Origin of the sequence: Pseudomonas sp. ICMP22404 (assembly GCF_006227205.1) — a bacterium.
Lineage (GTDB): Bacteria > Pseudomonadota > Gammaproteobacteria > Pseudomonadales > Pseudomonadaceae > Aquipseudomonas.
Map to the genome: position 1 here is coordinate 360,774 of NZ_VCNG01000002.1, position 16,124 is coordinate 376,897.

15 protein-coding genes and 1 pseudogene are annotated in these 16,124 nt (G+C 59.4%); 11 read left to right on the forward strand and 5 right to left on the reverse strand.

Annotated features, from left to right (window positions below; all coding sequences use genetic code 11):
* Positions 1-113 precede the first annotated feature (113 nt).
* The 3 genes from FGE05_RS05410 (at position 114) to FGE05_RS05420 (ending at position 2,250) form a co-directional block, all read left to right on the forward strand.
* On the forward strand, positions 114-509 hold the full coding sequence (locus FGE05_RS05410) for a helix-turn-helix domain-containing protein (RefSeq protein WP_241801903.1): 396 nt from the start codon (positions 114-116) through the stop codon (positions 507-509).
* A gap of 146 nt (positions 510-655) precedes the next feature.
* Positions 656-1,276: a TetR/AcrR family transcriptional regulator gene (locus FGE05_RS05415; protein ID WP_139642191.1), complete on the forward strand. Its 621-nt coding sequence runs from the start codon at positions 656-658 to the stop codon at positions 1,274-1,276.
* Between the two features lie 167 nt (positions 1,277-1,443).
* Positions 1,444-2,250 (forward strand): oxidoreductase, encoded by an 807-nt coding sequence (locus tag FGE05_RS05420; RefSeq protein ID WP_139642193.1) that lies wholly within the window; start codon positions 1,444-1,446, stop codon positions 2,248-2,250.
* Between the two features lie 96 nt (positions 2,251-2,346).
* On the opposite strand, the gene FGE05_RS05425 is transcribed toward FGE05_RS05420, so the two are convergent.
* Complete coding sequence (locus FGE05_RS05425; protein WP_139642195.1) at positions 2,347-3,807, reverse strand: efflux transporter outer membrane subunit; 1,461 nt, start codon at positions 3,805-3,807, stop codon at positions 2,347-2,349.
* Between the two features lie 92 nt (positions 3,808-3,899).
* Here FGE05_RS05425 and FGE05_RS05430 point away from each other — a divergent pair, with 92 nt between their 5' ends.
* From FGE05_RS05430 to FGE05_RS05455, 6 genes are all read left to right on the forward strand, one after another.
* Positions 3,900-4,523, forward strand: a complete 624-nt coding sequence (locus tag FGE05_RS05430; RefSeq protein WP_139642197.1) for a TetR/AcrR family transcriptional regulator — start codon at positions 3,900-3,902, stop codon at positions 4,521-4,523.
* 74 nt (positions 4,524-4,597) lie between these two features.
* Positions 4,598-5,701, forward strand: coding sequence for an efflux RND transporter periplasmic adaptor subunit (locus tag FGE05_RS05435; protein ID WP_139642199.1), 1,104 nt, complete (start codon positions 4,598-4,600; stop codon positions 5,699-5,701).
* Positions 5,698-8,787, forward strand: coding sequence for an efflux RND transporter permease subunit (locus FGE05_RS05440; RefSeq protein WP_139642201.1), 3,090 nt, complete (start codon positions 5,698-5,700; stop codon positions 8,785-8,787). Before FGE05_RS05435 ends, FGE05_RS05440 begins: the two co-directional genes overlap by 4 nt.
* A gap of 27 nt (positions 8,788-8,814) precedes the next feature.
* The gene (gene fabF / locus FGE05_RS05445) at positions 8,815-10,107 is read left to right on the forward strand and encodes a beta-ketoacyl-ACP synthase II (RefSeq protein ID WP_217510090.1); all 1,293 of its coding nucleotides are present in this window, start codon (positions 8,815-8,817) and stop codon (positions 10,105-10,107) included.
* A 79-nt stretch (positions 10,108-10,186) separates the two neighbouring features.
* On the forward strand, positions 10,187-10,966 hold the full coding sequence (locus tag FGE05_RS05450) for a thioesterase family protein (RefSeq protein ID WP_139642203.1): 780 nt from the start codon (positions 10,187-10,189) through the stop codon (positions 10,964-10,966).
* A 67-nt stretch (positions 10,967-11,033) separates the two neighbouring features.
* Positions 11,034-12,308 (forward strand): OmpP1/FadL family transporter, encoded by a 1,275-nt coding sequence (locus FGE05_RS05455; RefSeq protein WP_139642205.1) that lies wholly within the window; start codon positions 11,034-11,036, stop codon positions 12,306-12,308.
* 77 nt (positions 12,309-12,385) lie between these two features.
* Here the strand turns inward: FGE05_RS05455 and FGE05_RS05460 are convergent, their stop codons facing one another.
* Together FGE05_RS05460 and FGE05_RS05465 are read right to left on the reverse strand one after the other, a co-directional pair.
* Positions 12,386-12,946, reverse strand: a complete 561-nt coding sequence (locus FGE05_RS05460) for an OsmC family protein (RefSeq protein WP_139642207.1) — start codon at positions 12,944-12,946, stop codon at positions 12,386-12,388.
* Positions 12,947-13,020: 74 nt separating this feature from the next.
* Positions 13,021-13,722: a type 1 glutamine amidotransferase domain-containing protein gene (locus tag FGE05_RS05465; protein ID WP_139642209.1), complete on the reverse strand. Its 702-nt coding sequence runs from the start codon at positions 13,720-13,722 to the stop codon at positions 13,021-13,023.
* A gap of 117 nt (positions 13,723-13,839) precedes the next feature.
* Between FGE05_RS05465 and FGE05_RS05470 the strand changes: the two genes are divergently transcribed.
* On the forward strand, positions 13,840-14,043 hold the full coding sequence (locus tag FGE05_RS05470) for a hypothetical protein (RefSeq protein WP_139642212.1): 204 nt from the start codon (positions 13,840-13,842) through the stop codon (positions 14,041-14,043).
* A 56-nt stretch (positions 14,044-14,099) separates the two neighbouring features.
* On the opposite strand, the gene FGE05_RS05475 is transcribed toward FGE05_RS05470, so the two are convergent.
* Positions 14,100-14,741 carry a LysE family translocator gene (locus FGE05_RS05475; RefSeq protein WP_139642213.1) on the reverse strand — a complete coding sequence of 214 codons (642 nt, stop codon included), beginning with the start codon at positions 14,739-14,741 and terminating at the stop codon, positions 14,100-14,102.
* A gap of 293 nt (positions 14,742-15,034) precedes the next feature.
* A complete protein-coding gene (locus FGE05_RS05480; RefSeq protein ID WP_139642215.1) occupies positions 15,035-15,388 on the reverse strand; it encodes a DUF6124 family protein in 354 nt (117 codons plus the stop codon).
* Between the two features lie 531 nt (positions 15,389-15,919).
* Here FGE05_RS05480 and FGE05_RS05485 point away from each other — a divergent pair.
* Positions 15,920-16,070, forward strand: a pseudogene (locus FGE05_RS05485) (DUF3077 domain-containing protein); the annotation flags it as partial.
* Positions 16,071-16,124 lie beyond the last annotated feature (54 nt).

A 16,124-nucleotide genomic window follows, 5' to 3' on the forward strand; every position in this document is an offset into this window, starting at 1 on the left:
AGAAAGAATTATTTCCTTACTTCCTGATCCGTACCCAGGAATCTATCGTTCCACCGACGGCTCCACAAGAAGGCACATTTATGTCACCTAGGCACATTGATTTGATCTCCCACATGCCTGAAGAAGGCGGATGTGTAGCGACCCGCCAGCTCCTGGATCGCATAGGGGACAAGTGGAGTCTGTACATCATTGCCATGCTGGCTAACGGAGCAAAACGCTTCAACCAACTGAAGCGCGATGTCACGGGTATCTCCCAGCGCATGCTGACGCTGACGTTGCGTGGGTTGGAGCGCGATGGTCTGATTACGCGGACGATGTATCCATCCATTCCACCGCGTGTCGATTACGAACTGACCGTATTGGGCAGATCGCTATTGGAGCCGGTTTTGGGCCTGGTCAATTGGGCAAACGACAACTTGTCCGCCATTGCCGAAGCACGAGAGAGCTTCGACAAGGAGCCACGAGCTGATCATGTGTTGGTTCAAGGTGTCGTTTATGAGCGTCGATAACGAATCAGGCCATGGCCTGGGGCAAGTCATGAGAATGTTTTCTAGCATCGTTGATGAAAACTTGAACCTGGAAGACGTAAATTTGTGACTAAATTGTATTTTGGTCATTGCTTGTCACCCCATGGGGTGACAGGTAAGCTGGCGCCATGAATCCATCATCCTTCCCTTCGCGCAACGTCCGTGGTCCTGTCGACCATGAAATCCGAGCCCAGATTGTCGCAGCGGCAAATGAGCATTTCAGCCGCTATGGCTATGGCAAAACCACGGTATCGGACCTGGCCAAGGCCATTGGTTTTTCCAAGGCCTACATCTACAAGTTCTTCGATTCGAAACAGGCCATCGGCGAAGCCATTTGCAGCAATTGCCTGGAGACGATTGTCACGGCCGTGGACGAGGCGGTCAGCGTGGAGTCCCTCAGTGCCACCGAGCGCTTTCGCCGCTTGGTCAAAACCGCGGTCGTCACCGGTGTCAGCCTGTTCTTCAACGACCGCAAGCTCTACGATATTGCGGCATCCGCGGCGTCAGAGAGTTGGCCTAGCGCCCAGTTCTACGAGGCCAGCATTCGGGCATTCGTGCGGCAGATCGTCTCTGATGGGCGTGAGCTGGGTGAGTTCGAACGCAAGACGCCCCTGGATGAAACGGTCAATGCCATCTATCTGGCGTTGCGTCCGTACATCAATCCATTGCTGTTGCAATACAGCCTCGATGGCGTTGAAGAGGCATCCACCAGCATCGCCAATCTGGTGCTGCGTAGCCTCATGCCTTGAGTCCCGACGGTACAGGTACAGCGGTCAGCTGCGTTTCCCTCAATTCATAAAAGCAGGAAGCCGTATTTCCCTGCGAGGAATCGCCACACCCGGATTGTGACCATTGACTAAAATGGTTACTCGGTAGAGAGTGAGTATCTCGATGACCCCTTACCAGAGGAACTGCTATGTCGAACGCTAAAGTTGTCCTTGTCACCGGTGTTTCATCGGGCATTGGCCGTGCCACTGCCCAATTGTTTGTCAGGCAAGGTTGCCAGGTGTTTGGCACCGTACGCAGTGTTACCCAATCGGACCCACTGCCGGGTGTCGAACTTGTCGAGATGGATGTTCGCGACGACGCTTCCGTTCAACGCGCCATCGAAACCGTGATCGCTCAGGCCAAACGCGTTGATGTGCTGATCAATAACGCGGGCGGATCGTTGGTAGGCTCGGTAGAAGAAACGTCGATTGCCGAAGCCCAATCGCTATTCGATACCAACGTGTGGGGTGTCCTGCGTACGACACACGCGGTACTGCCGCATATGCGTGAACAGCGTTCGGGAAGAATCGTCAACGTCAGCTCGGTATTGGGTTTTCTTCCTGCGCCGTACATGGGCCTTTACTCGGCCTCCAAGCACGCTGTCGAGGGAATGTCCGAGTCTCTGGATCATGAAGTGCGCAAATTCGGTGTCCGCGTGGTGCTGGTCGAGCCGTCATTCACCAAGACCAACCTGGATCTCAATGCGCCGCAAACGGCTGGCAGCATTCCGGCCTATGCCAAAGACCGCGATGCGGTGACCCGTGCGATTGTTAAAAGTGTCCAGGGCGCACCGAGCCCCGACGGCGTGGCGGCGACGATTGTCGAGGCGGCTTTGGGCGTGTGGAAAATGCGTCGCACGCCCAAAGGCGAGGCCTCTCTCTTGCGCAAGCTGCGCCGTTTCATGCCGGCAAGTCCGGTCGACTCCAGTCTGAGAAAAACCTTTGGCCTGAGCTGAGGCATGCCTTCGAGCTGTGACGACCTCAGGGAAGGCGTGCTTGGTGAGACCGTGCTTATCGATGACGGTCTCATCTACTGGAGCAGGGACGTGCGATCAGCGCGTAGCCACGGGTTGGCTTTCAATCGGCTGCCAGCCACCGCCGAGCGCCCGGAATGCCGCGACCGCTGCGCGTGCCGACTCGGTTTGGGCCTGCGCTCTGGCGTCGGATGCCTGCAGCAGTGTTTCATCGGCGTGCAGGACGTCGATCAGGCTGGCCGAGCCTTTCTGGTAAGCGATGAAGGACGACTGTCGAGCATGGGTCAAAGCGCTTTCACCCCCGGTCAGCGTGGATGCCTGTGCCTCGCGGTTGACCAGCGCGGAGAAGGCGTTCTCGACGTCTTCGGTGGCACGCAGCACTGACTGGCGATAGGCGGCAAGCGCTTCGGCTTCCTCTCCTTTCGCCTGATCGATCTGCGCGTTGATTCGGCCGAAATCGAAAAGTCTCCAGCGCAACCCCAGGACCCCCGAGGCCTGGCTGGCCCCGCTGGAAAACAGATGACCGCTGGAGACGGCTGTTGCGCTGCCGATCAAGGCGCTGAGCGAAAACTTCGGGTAGTACTCGCTGATCGCCACGCCGATGCGGGCATTGGACGCCGCCAGTTTACGCTCGGCCACGATGAGGTCTGGCCGGCGGCGCAGCAGATCGGCGGGCGTGCCGGCTGAGGTAATCTGCGGTGCCTGAGGAATCGTCCCCGTCGTGGTCAATTGAGCCCGGTGAGTGCCGGGTGGGGTGCCGAGGATGACATCCAGTGCGTTCATTGCAGCATCCAGGCCGGTGTTGAGGGCCGGCACTGTGGCTTGAACCTGCGCAAGCGCACCCTCGGTCTGGCGAACCTGAAATTCGGCGGCAAGCCCTTTGCCGTGGAGCAGTTGTACTTTCTCCAGCAGGTCTTGTTGCGTCTTGACCTGTCGATTGGCAATGGCCAGCCGGGCCTGCAGGCCACGTAGGGTGATATAGATGTCCGCGGTCTGCGCGGCGACGGCCAGGCGCGTCGCGCTGAAGCCGGCTTCGGACGCCTGGTATTCGGCCAGCTCCGCCTCGCGGCCTCGACGTAAGCCGCCGAACGCATCCAGCTCCCAGCTTGCGCCGAGGTTCAGTTCATACAAATTGCCATAGCGATCATAGCCAGGCGTCGAGTTGAGCACCTGGCCCAATGGCGTTTCGACGGACTGATAGGCGCGTGCGGCTTGTCCGCTGATGTTGCCCGACGGCAACAGGGCAGCGGTTGCCGCGCCAAGCCCCGCGCGAGCCTGGGCGACCCGTGCGGAGGCCTGGGCCAGATCGAGGTTCTGCGCAAGCGCCTTGGCGATGAAGTCACTGAGCAATGGATCACCGAAGCCTTCCCACCAGTTGGCAAAGTTTGCCGTGCGGGCTGCCGTCCTTTGTTGAACGGCGGATTGAGCCTGGTAGCTATCCGACAGCGGAGCGTCCGGACGCTGATAGTCCGGGCCAACCGCGCAGCCCGCCATTAAGCCGGTATTCACAAGCAGAGCAAGCGTACGGAGGGAAGGCATGACGACTCCAGGTTTAGCCAGATACTGTTCGTGACGATATTACCAATTGGTCACTCGTTGTCAATGGAGGTGCATGGGGCTAAGCTGGAAAAATGACTAAACACATGCATGCACCCCAGATACGTGGGCCGTCAGACCATAGTGTCCGCGATCAAGTCGTGGAGGCTGCCACGTTGCGCTTTGGCCACTATGGATATGAGAAGACCACCGTGTCTGACATCGCCAAGGCCATTGGCTTCTCCAAGGCCTATATCTATAAATTTTTCGATTCCAAGCAGGCGATCGGAGAGGTGATCTGTACCAATCGTCTGGTCATGATCATGGCGATTGTGGATGCAGCGATCGAGGATGCACCGACGGCTTCCGAGAAGTTGAAGCGTCTGTTTCGGGCGCTGGCAGAGGCGGGCAGCGACTTGTTCTTTCATGACCGCAAGCTCTACGACATTGCCGCTGTTGCCGCTCGCGAGCAGTGGCTTCCTGCGCAGGCGCATGACGAGCGCTTGCGCCAACTGATCCGGCAAATCGTCCTGGAGGGGCGTGAGTCCGGGGAGTTCGAGGGGAAAACCCCATTGGATGAAGCCGTCCTGGCGATCTACCTGGTCATGAAGCCCTACGCCAATCCCGTGCAACTGCAATACAACCTTGATACGGCCTCGTCGGCGGCAGCGCTTCTATCGACGCTGATGTTACGCAGCCTTTCAGCGCAATCGTTCTGATATTTTGTGACTGTTGACATTATTAGTCACTAGACTGAAGATGCATTCCTGTTCTATTTATTGAGTAGCGAACCATGCTTCGGCTAAAACCTGTTGCCGTCTGCTTAATGCCTCTCGTCCTGGCGGCGTGCGGTAATTCATCGACCGCCGTCGACGCACGCACCCAGCCCCCTCTGGTGAGGGTCGCGGGCGTCGAGAAATCGGTCGACATCGCGCGTTCGTTCACTGGCGTTGTGGTCGCTCGCGTCCAGAGCGATCTTGGCTTTCGGGTGTCGGGGAAAGTGCAGGAGCGTCTGGTGGATGCCGGCCAGACGGTCAAGCGTGGCCAACCACTGATGCGCCTGGACCCGGTCGACCTTGGCCTGCAGGCGCGTGCGCAGCAGCAGGCAGTGGCCGCCGCCCGGGCGCAAGCCAAGCAGACGGCGGATGACGAGGCCCGTAATCGCGAGCTGGTGGCGGCAGGGGCGATCTCGGCCTCTGCATACGACCAGGCAAAGGCCGCGGCGGACACGGCAAAGGCGCAGTTGAGCGCGGCGCAGGCGCAGGCCGATGTGGCAAGCAATGCCATGGGCTATGCGACCTTGCTGGCCGACGCCGATGGCGTTGTGATGGATACCCTGGCCGAACCCGGCCAAGTCGTCAGCGCGGGACAGCCAGTCGTCAAGCTGGCACGCGCCGGACAACGCGAAGCCAGCGTCGATCTGCCCGAAACGCTGCGCCCGGCCGTGGGCTCGGTGGCCCAGGCGACGTTGTACGGTAACGGCAAGGTAGCCACTGTTGCGAAGCTGCGGCTGCTTTCCGATGCCGCCGACCCGGTAACGCGCACCTTCGAGGCCAGGTACGTGCTGGAAGGTGCGCTGGCTAATGCGCCACTCGGTTCGACCGTCACGCTTGATATCGCCCAGGACAAGTCGCCAGGGCAAGCACTGCGAGTGCCTGTCGCGGCTGTTTTTGACGCGGGTGATGGCCCCGGTGTATGGGCGCTTTCCGGCGAACCGGCAAAAGTCTCGTGGCGTCCGGTCCAGGTCCTCGGTCTGGGCGATGACACGGCCACGGTCGTTGGTAACCTCAAGCAGGGCGAACAGATCGTGGCCTTGGGCGCGCATTTGCTGCACGAGGGTGCTGAGGTTCGGGTGGCGCAACAGGAACAGGTGGTCGCCAAGGGGAACCAGCCATGAGCGAGGGGCGTTTCAATCTCTCGGCCCTTGCCGTTCGTGAGCGATCGATCACCCTTTTCCTGATCGTTCTGATCACGCTTGCCGGGGTCCTGGCGTTCTTCGGCCTGGGGCGTGCGGAAGACCCTCCCTTCACCGTCAAGCAGATGACGATCATCTCTGCCTGGCCGGGTGCTACTGCGCAGGAAATGCAGGACCAGGTGGCCGAGCCGCTGGAAAAGCGCTTGCAGGAATTGAAGTGGTACGACCGCACGGAAACGTACACGCGCCCGGGGCTGGCCTTCACCATGGTGTCGCTGCTGGACACCACGCCGCCAGCGGAAGTGCAGGAAGAGTTTTATCAGGCCCGCAAGAAAATTGCCGATGAGGCGAAAACCCTGCCGGCCGGTGTCATCGGGCCGATGGTCAACGATGAGTTTTCGGACGTGACCTTTGCGCTTTTTGCGTTGAAGGCCAAGGGCGAGCCGCAGCGCTTGCTGGCCCGCGATGCCGAGTCGCTGCGCCAGCGCCTTCTGCATGTGCCGGGGGTGAAAAAGGTCAACATCATCGGCGAGCAGTCCGAGCGTATCTTCGTGTCGTTTTCCCATGATCGATTGGCAACGCTTGGGCTTTCCCCCCAGGACATTTTTGCTGCGCTGAACAATCAGAACGTGCTGACGCCCGCCGGCTCGATCGACACCAAGGGACCGCAGGTATTCGTGCGCCTGGATGGCGCGTTCGACAAACTCGAGAAAGTTCGTGATACGCCGATTGTGGTGCAGGGGCGGGCACTGAAGCTCTCGGATGTTGCGACGGTGGAGCGTGGCTACGAAGACCCTGCAACCTTTCTGGTCCGCAACAAAGGCGAGCCCGCCCTGTTGCTGGGTATCGTGATGCGCGAAGGCTGGAACGGCCTGGACCTGGGCAAGGCCCTGGATGCCGAGACGGTCAGTATCAACGAAGGCATGCCGCTGGGCATGACGTTCACCAAGGTCACCGATCAGTCGGTGAATATCAGTTCGGCCGTCGACGAATTCATGATCAAGTTCTTCGTCGCGTTGCTGGTGGTGATGTTGGTCTGTTTCCTCAGCATGGGCTGGCATGTGGGCGTGGTGGTGGCAGCGGCCGTGCCGTTGACCCTCGCTGTGGTGTTCATGGTGATGGCCGCTACCGGCAAGAATTTCGACCGCATTACCCTGGGGTCACTGATCCTGGCGTTGGGCCTGCTGGTGGACGACGCCATCATCGCCATCGAAATGATGATGGTCAAAATGGAGGAGGGCTACGACCGGATCAAGGCCTCGGCCTATGCCTGGAGCCATACCGCCGCCCCCATGCTCGCGGGTACGCTGGTGACGGCTGTCGGCTTCATGCCCAACGGCTTCGCGCACTCGTCCGCGGGCGAGTACACCAGCAACATGTTCTGGATCGTGGGCATTGCCCTGATCGCGTCTTGGGTGGTCGCTGTGGCCTTCACGCCTTACCTGGGTGTGAAGTTGTTGCCGCACGTCAAAAAAGTCGAGGGTGGCCACGCGGCCATCTATGACACACCTCGCTACAATCGTTTTCGCCGGTTGCTGACACGGGTCATCGCTCGAAAATGGCTGGTGGCCGGGGCGGTGATTGGCTGTTTTGTCGTAGCCATCCTTGGCATGGGCCTGGTCAAGAAGCAGTTTTTCCCCGCCTCTGATCGCCCCGAAGTCCTGATTGAAGTGCAGATGCCTTACGGCACTTCCATCGAGCAGACCAGCGCGGCGACGGCCAGCATTGAAGCCTGGCTGCAAAAGCAGGACGAAGCGAAAATCGTCACGTCCTATATCGGACAAGGTTCGCCGCGTTTCTACCTGGCGATGGCGCCGGAGCTACCCGATCCCTCATTCGCCAAGATGGTGGTGCTGACAGGTAGCCAGGAGGAGCGGGAAACCCTCAAGCACCGTCTCCGCCAAGCGGTGGCTGACGGGCTCGCGCCTGAAGCCCGTGTGCGGGTTACCCAACTGGTGTTCGGTCCGTATTCCCCCTTTCCTGTCGCTTACCGGGTGATGGGACCGGATCTCGCCAGGCTGCGTGAGATTGCCGGCCGGGTCGAGGCTGTCATGCGGGCGAGTCCCATGATGAGGACCGTCAACACCGACTGGGGGACGCGCATACCGACACTGCATTTCTCATTGGACCAGAACCGGTTGCAGGCGGTTGGGCTGACGTCCAGTACGGTCGGCCAGCAATTGCAGTTCCTGCTGTCGGGTATCCCGATCACGTTTGTGCGCGAAGACATTCGTTCCGTGCAAGTGGTGGGGCGTGCAGCGGGCGATATCCGCCTCGATCCGGCAAAAATCCAGGGCTTCACCTTAGTGGGCTCGGCCGGCCAGCGGGTTCCGTTGTCGCAGATCGGCAGTGTCGAGGTGCGCATGGAAGATCCGGTCCTGCGCCGTCGTGACCGTACGCCCACCATCACGGTACGCGGGGACATTGCCGAGGATCTGCAGCCGCCGGACGTTTCCACGAAGATCCTGGACGAGCTGCAGCCGATCATCAGCACACTGCCGGCCGGATACCGCATCGAACAAGCCGGTTCGATCGAAGAGTCGGGGAAAGCCTCAAAGGCGATGTTGCCGCTGTTCCCGATCATGATTGCCCTGACGCTGCTGATCATCATTTTGCAGGTCCGCTCAATGTCCGCGATGGTGATGGTGTTCCTCACTGCGCCGCTGGGATTGATTGGTGTGGTGCCGACCCTGCTCATCTTCAATCAGCCGTTTGGCATCAACGCCCTGGTAGGCCTGATCGCGCTGTCGGGCATCCTGATGCGCAACACGCTGATCCTGATCGGGCAAATCGATCACAACCAGAAAGAAGGGCTCGATCCATTCCATGCGGTTGTAGAGGCGACGGTGCAACGCGCCAGACCGGTACTGCTCACGGCGATGGCCGCCATCCTGGCCTTTATCCCGCTGACTCATTCCGTGTTCTGGGGAACCCTGGCTTACACACTGATCGGTGGGACATTCGGTGGAACCGTGATGACGCTGGTATTCCTGCCGGCGATGTATGCCATCTGGTTCAAGATCCGTCCTGACAACACAACTAGAACCGAAGCATTGGCAGCCAACTGAACGTCGACTCAGAATCAAGAGGGTTTCATGATGAATTCCAATGATCAAAAGCGAATCGTAGTCACAGGCGGCGGTATTGTCGGCCCCCTGGGATGCGGCACGGAAGAGGTCTGGCGCAGGTTGCTGGACGGCCGTTCGGGTATTCGCAGCCTGCCGGACGAAATCGGTGAGGGCACCGGCGTCGCAGTGGCGGGGCAAGTGCCGACACTGGAAGAGGATCCCGTTGCCGGTTATGCGCCCGACCGCATCATTGCGCCCAAGGAGCGCAAGAAGATGGACCGCTTCATCGAGTTCGCGCTCATGGCCGCCCATGAAGCATTGGCGCAGGCAGGCTGGCATCCCACGGATGAAGCGCAACAACAGCGGACCGCGACCATTATCGCTTCCGGTGTTGGTGGTTTCGGCGCGATTGCTGAAGCCGTACGGACCACGGATGCTCGTGGGCCGCGTAGATTATCGCCGTTCACCGCACCGTCATTCCTCGCCAACATGGCCGCGGGTCATGTCTCTATCCAGAACGGCTTCAAGGGCCCGCTCGGCGCGCCGGTGACGGCTTGTGCCGCTGGCGTACAAGCCATTGGCGATGCAGCGCGACTGATCAGAAGCGGGGAAGCCGATATCGCCATTTGCGGCGGCACCGAAGCGGCGATCGACCGGGTGACGCTGGGCTGCTTTGCTGCCGCCCGCGCGCTGTCCACCGGGTTTGCTGAGCGGCCACAGGAAGCATCGCGTCCGTTCGATCGCGATCGCGACGGGTTTGTCATGGCCGAAGGCGCAGGGTTGTTGGTGATCGAATCCCTGGAGCACGCGCTCGCCCGCGGAGCGACGCCCCTGGCGGAACTGGTGGGGTACGGCACCAGTGCGGATGCCTATCACCTGACCGCAGGGCCGGAAGATGGGAATGGAGCCCGGCGCGCCATGGAACAAGCCTTGCGCCAGGCGGGTGTCAGTGCTGGCGAGGTACAGCATATCAACGCCCATGCGACTTCGACGCAGGTGGGCGACAAGGGCGAACTGGCGGCAATCAGGTCCGTGTTCGGCGACCACTCAGGCGTGGCGATCAGCTCGACCAAGTCGGCCACGGGGCATTTGCTGGGAGCGGCGGGGGGCATCGAAGCGCTTTTCACGGTGCTGGCTTTGCGGGACCAGATCATTCCCCCGACGTTGAATCTCCTCAATCCCGACGAGGCCGCTAGTGGGCTCGACCTGGTTGGCCTGACGGCACGCAAGGCTTCGATCACCTATGCGCTCTCGAATGGATTTGGCTTCGGCGGCGTCAATGCCAGCGTTCTGTTCCGTCGCTGGGAGCCGGCGCCATGATCACGACGTGAATGTTCTGCGTAGGTTCTCATCGTGAGTATCGATTCTGAATGTTCTGTTTCCCATAGAGGAAAAGACCGTGACTTCATTTTCCCAGCTGGTTAATCAGTTCGACCCTGACAGGCCTTTCGCGGCCCCCGCCAATTGGTTGCAAGGCAGGACCGTATTTGGCGGGCTCTCCGCGGCTCTGTCGTTGCAGGCGGTGCGCTTGGTGAATGGTGGGCAACTGCCGCCGTTCAAGTCCGCCCAAGTGTCCTTCATCGGCCCGGTGACGCAGGCACAGACGTTCAATACCAGCGTCTTGCGCGAGGGTCGATCGGTCACCTCGGTGGCGGTTGACTGCCTGTCGGGGGATGAACTGGCGCTACGCACGACGTTGCTGTTTGCCCATCCGCGTGCCAGTCGGATCCGGCACGACTCATGGGAATGTCCGTCCGTGGGAGGGCCCTCCGAGCATCGGACGCTGGAGCTGGACAGACGAGTTGCGCCCGCCTGCGCTTACAACTTCGAGATGCGCCCGGCCGGCGGATCGCTGCCGGTGTCGGGTGCTGAAAATCCTGAGCTGCTGATGTGGGTGCGTCATCTGGACGCCCAGGGGGTCGATCCGGCCGTCGCGTTGATCGCACTGGCCGACAGCTTACCGCCCGCGGCCATGACCTGCTTTACCGAGCCGGCCGCCATCAGTTCGGTGTCCTGGACCATCGACCTGCCGCAACCCGCCGTGGTCGGCGAATGGTTCCTGATCAATTCGTTCAGCCAACAAACCCAAGAGGGCTATTCCGTCCAGGATATGGAGATCTGGGATGAAAGCGGTCTGCGGGTGCTGTGGGCACGCCAGACCGTGGCGATTTTCGCTTGAAGCCGAAAGAGCCGAGGCCACTGTTTTCCCTGCAACACCTAGCTGTCATCACCCTAGAGATCCAATAATGAAAAAAATGATCCTCAAGACTCCGCTTGGCCTTGCTGTAGCACTGGCCTCTTCGCAACTGTTCGCCAGCGGCTTTGCGCTCAATGAACAAAGCATCAGTGGGATGGGCACCGGTTTTGCCGGTCGATCCTCTTCCGCCGATGACGCGAGCACCGTTTTCGGTAACCCGGCAGGCATGTCTCGCTTGAAGCGAGAACAGGTCAGTGTGGGCGCTGCAACGCTGTTCGCCAAATCAGACATCAGCCAGACGCGCAGCACATTCGGCGGCCAGCAAGACGGCGACATGGTGCCCGTGGTCACGGTGCCCATGGGTTACTACGTCAATCCCATCGATGAACATTGGGCGTTCGGTGTCGGCTTCTACGCGCCGTTCGGTCTGATAACGGATTATGGCAGTGGGTTCGCCGGTCGTTATTTCACGAACAAAAGCGAGGTCAAGACACTGACCTTCCAACCGACGGTCAGCTACGCCTTCAATGACAGGGTTTCCATCGGTTTCGGTCCGACCATCAACCGCATCAGCGGTGAGTTGTCGGCAATGGTCTTGACCCCCATCAGCCCCGGCACCAATGACGGCAAACTCAAAAGCAAGGGCGATGACACCGCCCTGGGTTTCAACGCCGGTATTCTGGTGCAAGCCACGGACAGCACCCGGGTGGGCATGACCTACCATTCCAAGGTCAGCTATCACTTGGACAATGCCAAGACCAAAGTCACCGGAGGCGTCTTTTCTCTGCTGGGGCTCAGCGGTGAAAGCTACGATGCTTCGCTGGACGTGGACACCCCCGAGTCCGTGGACTTCTCGGTGACCCAGCAACTCAATGACGATTGGACCCTGTACCTGGGCAGCACCTGGACACGTTGGAGTCGCTTCAAGGACATTACCATCGAGAACAGCGGATTGCCTGCGGCGCTGAGCGGCACGTTGAGCAGTGTTACTGAAGAGGAGAACTGGCACGACACGTGGGCGCACGCGATTGGCGCTTCGTACCAGCTCAATAAGCAATGGGTGCTGCGTACTGGCTTTTCGGTGGATCAGTCCCCCACCAACAACACCAACCGTTCGCCACGGATTCCAACGGGAGACCGCACGGTGGTCAGCTTGGGCGCCGGGTGGACGCCGGTGGACAATGTCACCGTCGACCTCGCTTACTCCTATCTGTGGGAAGAGAGCGTGAAGGTCAACGACGCTTCAGCCAGCAGGGGCGCCTACAGCTCCAAATACAAGAACAGCGCCAGTGGGTTCGGCACTTCCATCACTTATAAATTCTGATTCGCTAACGATGAAGCGCCTCTGCGAACGGAGGCGCTTTTCAGTGTTTTGAGGCAGATCCCGGCTTTTGGTCTTCCTTATGTATTCGAGCCCTGGATTTCCAACGTCGGTACCATGCGAATGGCCTTGGAAAAATTCGCCAGGTTCACCGATGTCCTGCTGACCACCCGGTGCAGTTCCTCGACCTTGTCGGGTTCAGCGTCCGTACTGATACGTACCACATAGCCAACTTCGTCATACCCTGGGTTGACGTTCTCATCCAGGCCGAGAAAACCGCGCAGATCAAGGCGGCCATCGGTCTCGATCTCCAGGCTCCTGATCTCGATGCCCATGGCGGCGGCGTTTGCCACATAGCCGACTGACAGGCAAGCGTTCAAAGCGGCCATCAGCAGTTCCTGAGGATTGGGAGCGGAATTGGTGCCCAGCAACTCTGGCGGTTCGTCGGCGGCAATTTCAAAGTGGCGCTGGTGTGTTTCGCCACCCAGGGTGTAGTGATTGACGGTCGCCACTGTGCGCGTCTGATGCTGCCATTTTGTCTTCACGCTGAAGCGAACTTCGCCTGCCGCCGGTGATGCGGCCACGCTTTTCGAAAACTGCTGCAGGGCAGCGACATCAATGCCGTTCAGGTTATTGCTCATCTCATATCTCCAGTCGTCGGGGACGGAGCGATGAGGGAGCTCTCTCTTTGAAAAAGACAGCTCCCTCGGTCGCTTTAGCCTTTCAGGCGCTCACGCAGTGTTTCGGCAAGGGGGACGGCCGACGCCGGGCTTTGGCCAGACATCAGCAAGCCGTCGACGACCACGTGCGGTTCCCAGTTGGCTGCGCTGCTGTACTTGGCGCCGCGTACCTTCAGTTCATCTTCCAGCGAGAACAGCAAGTGATGCGGCAGTTCGATCTCGCTGTCTTCGGCGTTTTTGAAACCAGTGACGTTCAGGCCCTTGACCAGATACTCGCCGTCGCTTTTCTTGACGTCGCGCAGGATGGCCGGTGCATGGCAGACCATGGCAATCGGGCGGTTGGATTCGTAGAAGTCGCGGATCAACTTGATCGCATGGGAATCGGACGCCAGGTCCCAAAGCAGGCCGTAGCCGCCGGGGAAGAAAACGGCGTCGAAACCGCTGTAATCGATGTTGCGCAGCTTGCGGGTGTTTCTGGCGGCAAACAGGGCGACCGGATCGGCGAGGAAGCGATCGGTGTACTCGGTGGTGAAGGGCGCCTTCATGCTCAACAGATCAATGGGGGCCTCGCCGCCAGCCGGAGATGCGAAGACCACCTCATGGCCTGCTTCGGTCAGGATGTAGTAAGGCGCAGCCAACTCGTGAAACCAGGTGCCGCTCTGCTTGCCGCTGATGCCCATCTCGTCGAGGGACGACATGATGAGAAGGATGCGTTTCTGTTTATTGACATGGCTCATGGTGGTTCTCCCGTTGGATTTGAGAAATGAAACCGGGGCATAGCTCGACGCTTCTGCCACCCAAGCCAGGGTCAGTGATACACGCAAGAAAATCTATTTTATGAAAGGCAGCGTCAAATGACTCTGCTGCCCTGGTTTCTTGGGTTAATCTCCCTGGCTTGGTTGGGATTTTCCGGTCATTTCTGGCGGTCAACAAACGAGATTAAATGTGTTTTATCGATAGAAAATCTTCTAGCCTTGTGTTTGCTTCAGGCAGGTGCAGTTCTTCTCGAGGAAGAGAGCAGTTGGCTGGCGATGGGCAGGCTGGCGCTTACCGGCTGATAGTCATTTCGCCGTGGCCTTCGACGGGCGTGTTTACGCCCGAGTCTGGGCTGCTCTCAAGCGGTAGGCCGGCGCATGGCGAGAATAGCCGCGCCGAAGCCGATGAACGTCGAGCCCACCAGCCTGCTGATCCACACGGAGAACGCCGGGCGGGTCAGCAAGCCTTTGACCTGAGCTGCCGCGAGGGCGTACACGCTCAATGATGTCAGCGACAACCCCATGAAGATTGTCGTGAGTAGCAGGAATTGCGGCAGCAGCGCTGCGCTCTGGTCGATGAATTGTGGGAACAGGGCGGTAAAGAACATGGTTGCTTTGGGATTGGTGGCGGCGGTGAGGAACGCCGACTTGTAGAGCTTCATTCGCGACGGGGCCGCTGCTTTTCCGTCCGGCTGCACATCCTGGGCGAGGATCGGGCGTTTGTTGAACAACTGCTTCGCACCCAGGTAGAACAGGTAGCCGGCCCCCAGGACTTTCACCGCGTTGAACATCCATTCGGAGCTGGCGAGCAAGGCGCCCAGGCCGGACATCGCGGCAGCCGACAGGCAGAACAGTCCGCACGCATTGCCCAAGGATGACCACACCGCGTAACGCGGCCCGTACGCCAGACTGTTGTTGATCGCCATCAGCGTCGCAGGTCCAGGGCTAGCGATAGCAATCGCGGCGACCAGGGTAAAGGCCAAGACTGAGTGCAGTTCCATGTTTTCACGTTCATAGGTGGTTGGCGGGGAGGGGGCATAGTACAGGACTCTCTTAGCCTACCTGATGCCGAGCGCGAAAAACTCGGGCTCTGGGGGCGAGGTACATAGAGTTTAGATTTTTGCGCAGGGGGCAAGGCTTCTGACGCGTTTTACAATGTCTTGATACCGGAATCCGGGATCGGCTCCGGGCAACGTGAGTTGGGCTGATACACGCAGGTGACGGGAGCTTATAGCGCTTAGTGGCTCAACGCTCCCGTGCCGGTCCGACTCGGCCTTGCTTTACAGGCTGGGTGCTAGCGTGGATCGACGTTATCCAACGCCCGATTTGCCAACAGATCACTCAACTCGATGACTTGCTGAATACCCAGCGCAACATGCCGCCGCGACCCCTCAAGGTCGAATGCCAGGTCGTTGATCATGGCGTTGGCCGAGGCCAGGTTTTCGCTGAGGTTGGCGAGCAGACTTTCAGTGTCGATGCCGTCGATGACGGTGAAGAGTTGGCCCGGGGGTGGGGCGGTTTTGGCGTTGGTTTCTTTCGGGTTCAGATAGAAATCCAACGCCCGATCGGTGGCCTCTTGGACTTTCTTTGGGTCGAGGCCGTTGGAGCTGGGGTCCGTTTGCGGAGGGTTGGGAGTTACTTTGAACATGATGACGCTCCTATGGGGAATAGGAGCCGCCAAGACCTGTCGCTAAACAGAATGGTGGCGACTGCACGCAGGTTAGCGAACCGGACATAGGCACCCGGTAGACCCGAAGGTCTCCTACATACAGCCGCCATAACGTCATTGCAGTTAGATCCCGCAACGAAGCATGGACGCTTATGTGCCTACGGTTCGGGTCGCTAAACCCGATCACTGATGAGCAGTGACGGAAACCAAGCTACCGGTACGGCCCGGGGCACACAATCGGGCGGATTCTGGCTTAGTTGTAGGCAAAGGCGCAAGGTGACGTAGCCTCGGGATTAGGGCTCGGTGTTACGGGGGTGTATGGCTGGAGTACTCGACCCGTTGGATAAAATGGATGAGCTTTTTCAGGGTCGTAGGCAAACTCCGATAGTTGCGTAGGAGGTGTTTTTTACGGTGTTTTTTTAATCGTAACGATCTTGATGGCCAGCGCTTCACCGGGATATTTTCCTCAGGTCGCTGCAAATTCAGCGACCGGGATTGGTACCCGATGAGTTTGCCAAAGACGCAGCGTTCATACGCGATACCGACCGACACGCCTGGGCTGCGCATCATTTCACAGTGTTGGGCAAAGGCGGTCATTAATGGCGTGGTAATGGCCGTTACGCCCAAATCCGGGCTGGACCTGTACGGGGTAAAACCATGACGGTCCACAGGGGCACACGCCGCATTGACGCCACGGTGATGAGCGCAGATACTT

Bases quoted from the DNA above. Each gene is read 5' to 3' on its own strand.
- FGE05_RS05470 (WP_139642212.1), top strand. From the start codon at position 13,840: ATGACTCTGCTGCCCTGGTTTCTTGGGTTAATCTCCCTGGCTTGGTTG.
- FGE05_RS05440 (WP_139642201.1), top strand. From the start codon at position 5,698: ATGAGCGAGGGGCGTTTCAATCTCTCGGCCCTTGCCGTTCGTGAGCGA.
- FGE05_RS05415 (WP_139642191.1), top strand. From the start codon at position 656: ATGAATCCATCATCCTTCCCTTCGCGCAACGTCCGTGGTCCTGTCGAC.
- fabF (WP_217510090.1), top strand. From the start codon at position 8,815: ATGATGAATTCCAATGATCAAAAGCGAATCGTAGTCACAGGCGGCGGT.
- FGE05_RS05425 (WP_139642195.1), bottom strand. From the start codon at position 3,807: ATGCCTTCCCTCCGTACGCTTGCTCTGCTTGTGAATACCGGCTTAATG.
- FGE05_RS05430 (WP_139642197.1), top strand. From the start codon at position 3,900: ATGACTAAACACATGCATGCACCCCAGATACGTGGGCCGTCAGACCAT.
- FGE05_RS05475 (WP_139642213.1), bottom strand. From the start codon at position 14,741: ATGGAACTGCACTCAGTCTTGGCCTTTACCCTGGTCGCCGCGATTGCT.
- FGE05_RS05410 (WP_241801903.1), top strand. From the start codon at position 114: ATGCCTGAAGAAGGCGGATGTGTAGCGACCCGCCAGCTCCTGGATCGC.
- FGE05_RS05480 (WP_139642215.1), bottom strand. From the start codon at position 15,388: ATGTTCAAAGTAACTCCCAACCCTCCGCAAACGGACCCCAGCTCCAAC.
- FGE05_RS05465 (WP_139642209.1), bottom strand. From the start codon at position 13,722: ATGAGCCATGTCAATAAACAGAAACGCATCCTTCTCATCATGTCGTCC.
- FGE05_RS05420 (WP_139642193.1), top strand. From the start codon at position 1,444: ATGTCGAACGCTAAAGTTGTCCTTGTCACCGGTGTTTCATCGGGCATT.
- FGE05_RS05455 (WP_139642205.1), top strand. From the start codon at position 11,034: ATGAAAAAAATGATCCTCAAGACTCCGCTTGGCCTTGCTGTAGCACTG.
- FGE05_RS05435 (WP_139642199.1), top strand. From the start codon at position 4,598: ATGCTTCGGCTAAAACCTGTTGCCGTCTGCTTAATGCCTCTCGTCCTG.
- FGE05_RS05460 (WP_139642207.1), bottom strand. From the start codon at position 12,946: ATGAGCAATAACCTGAACGGCATTGATGTCGCTGCCCTGCAGCAGTTT.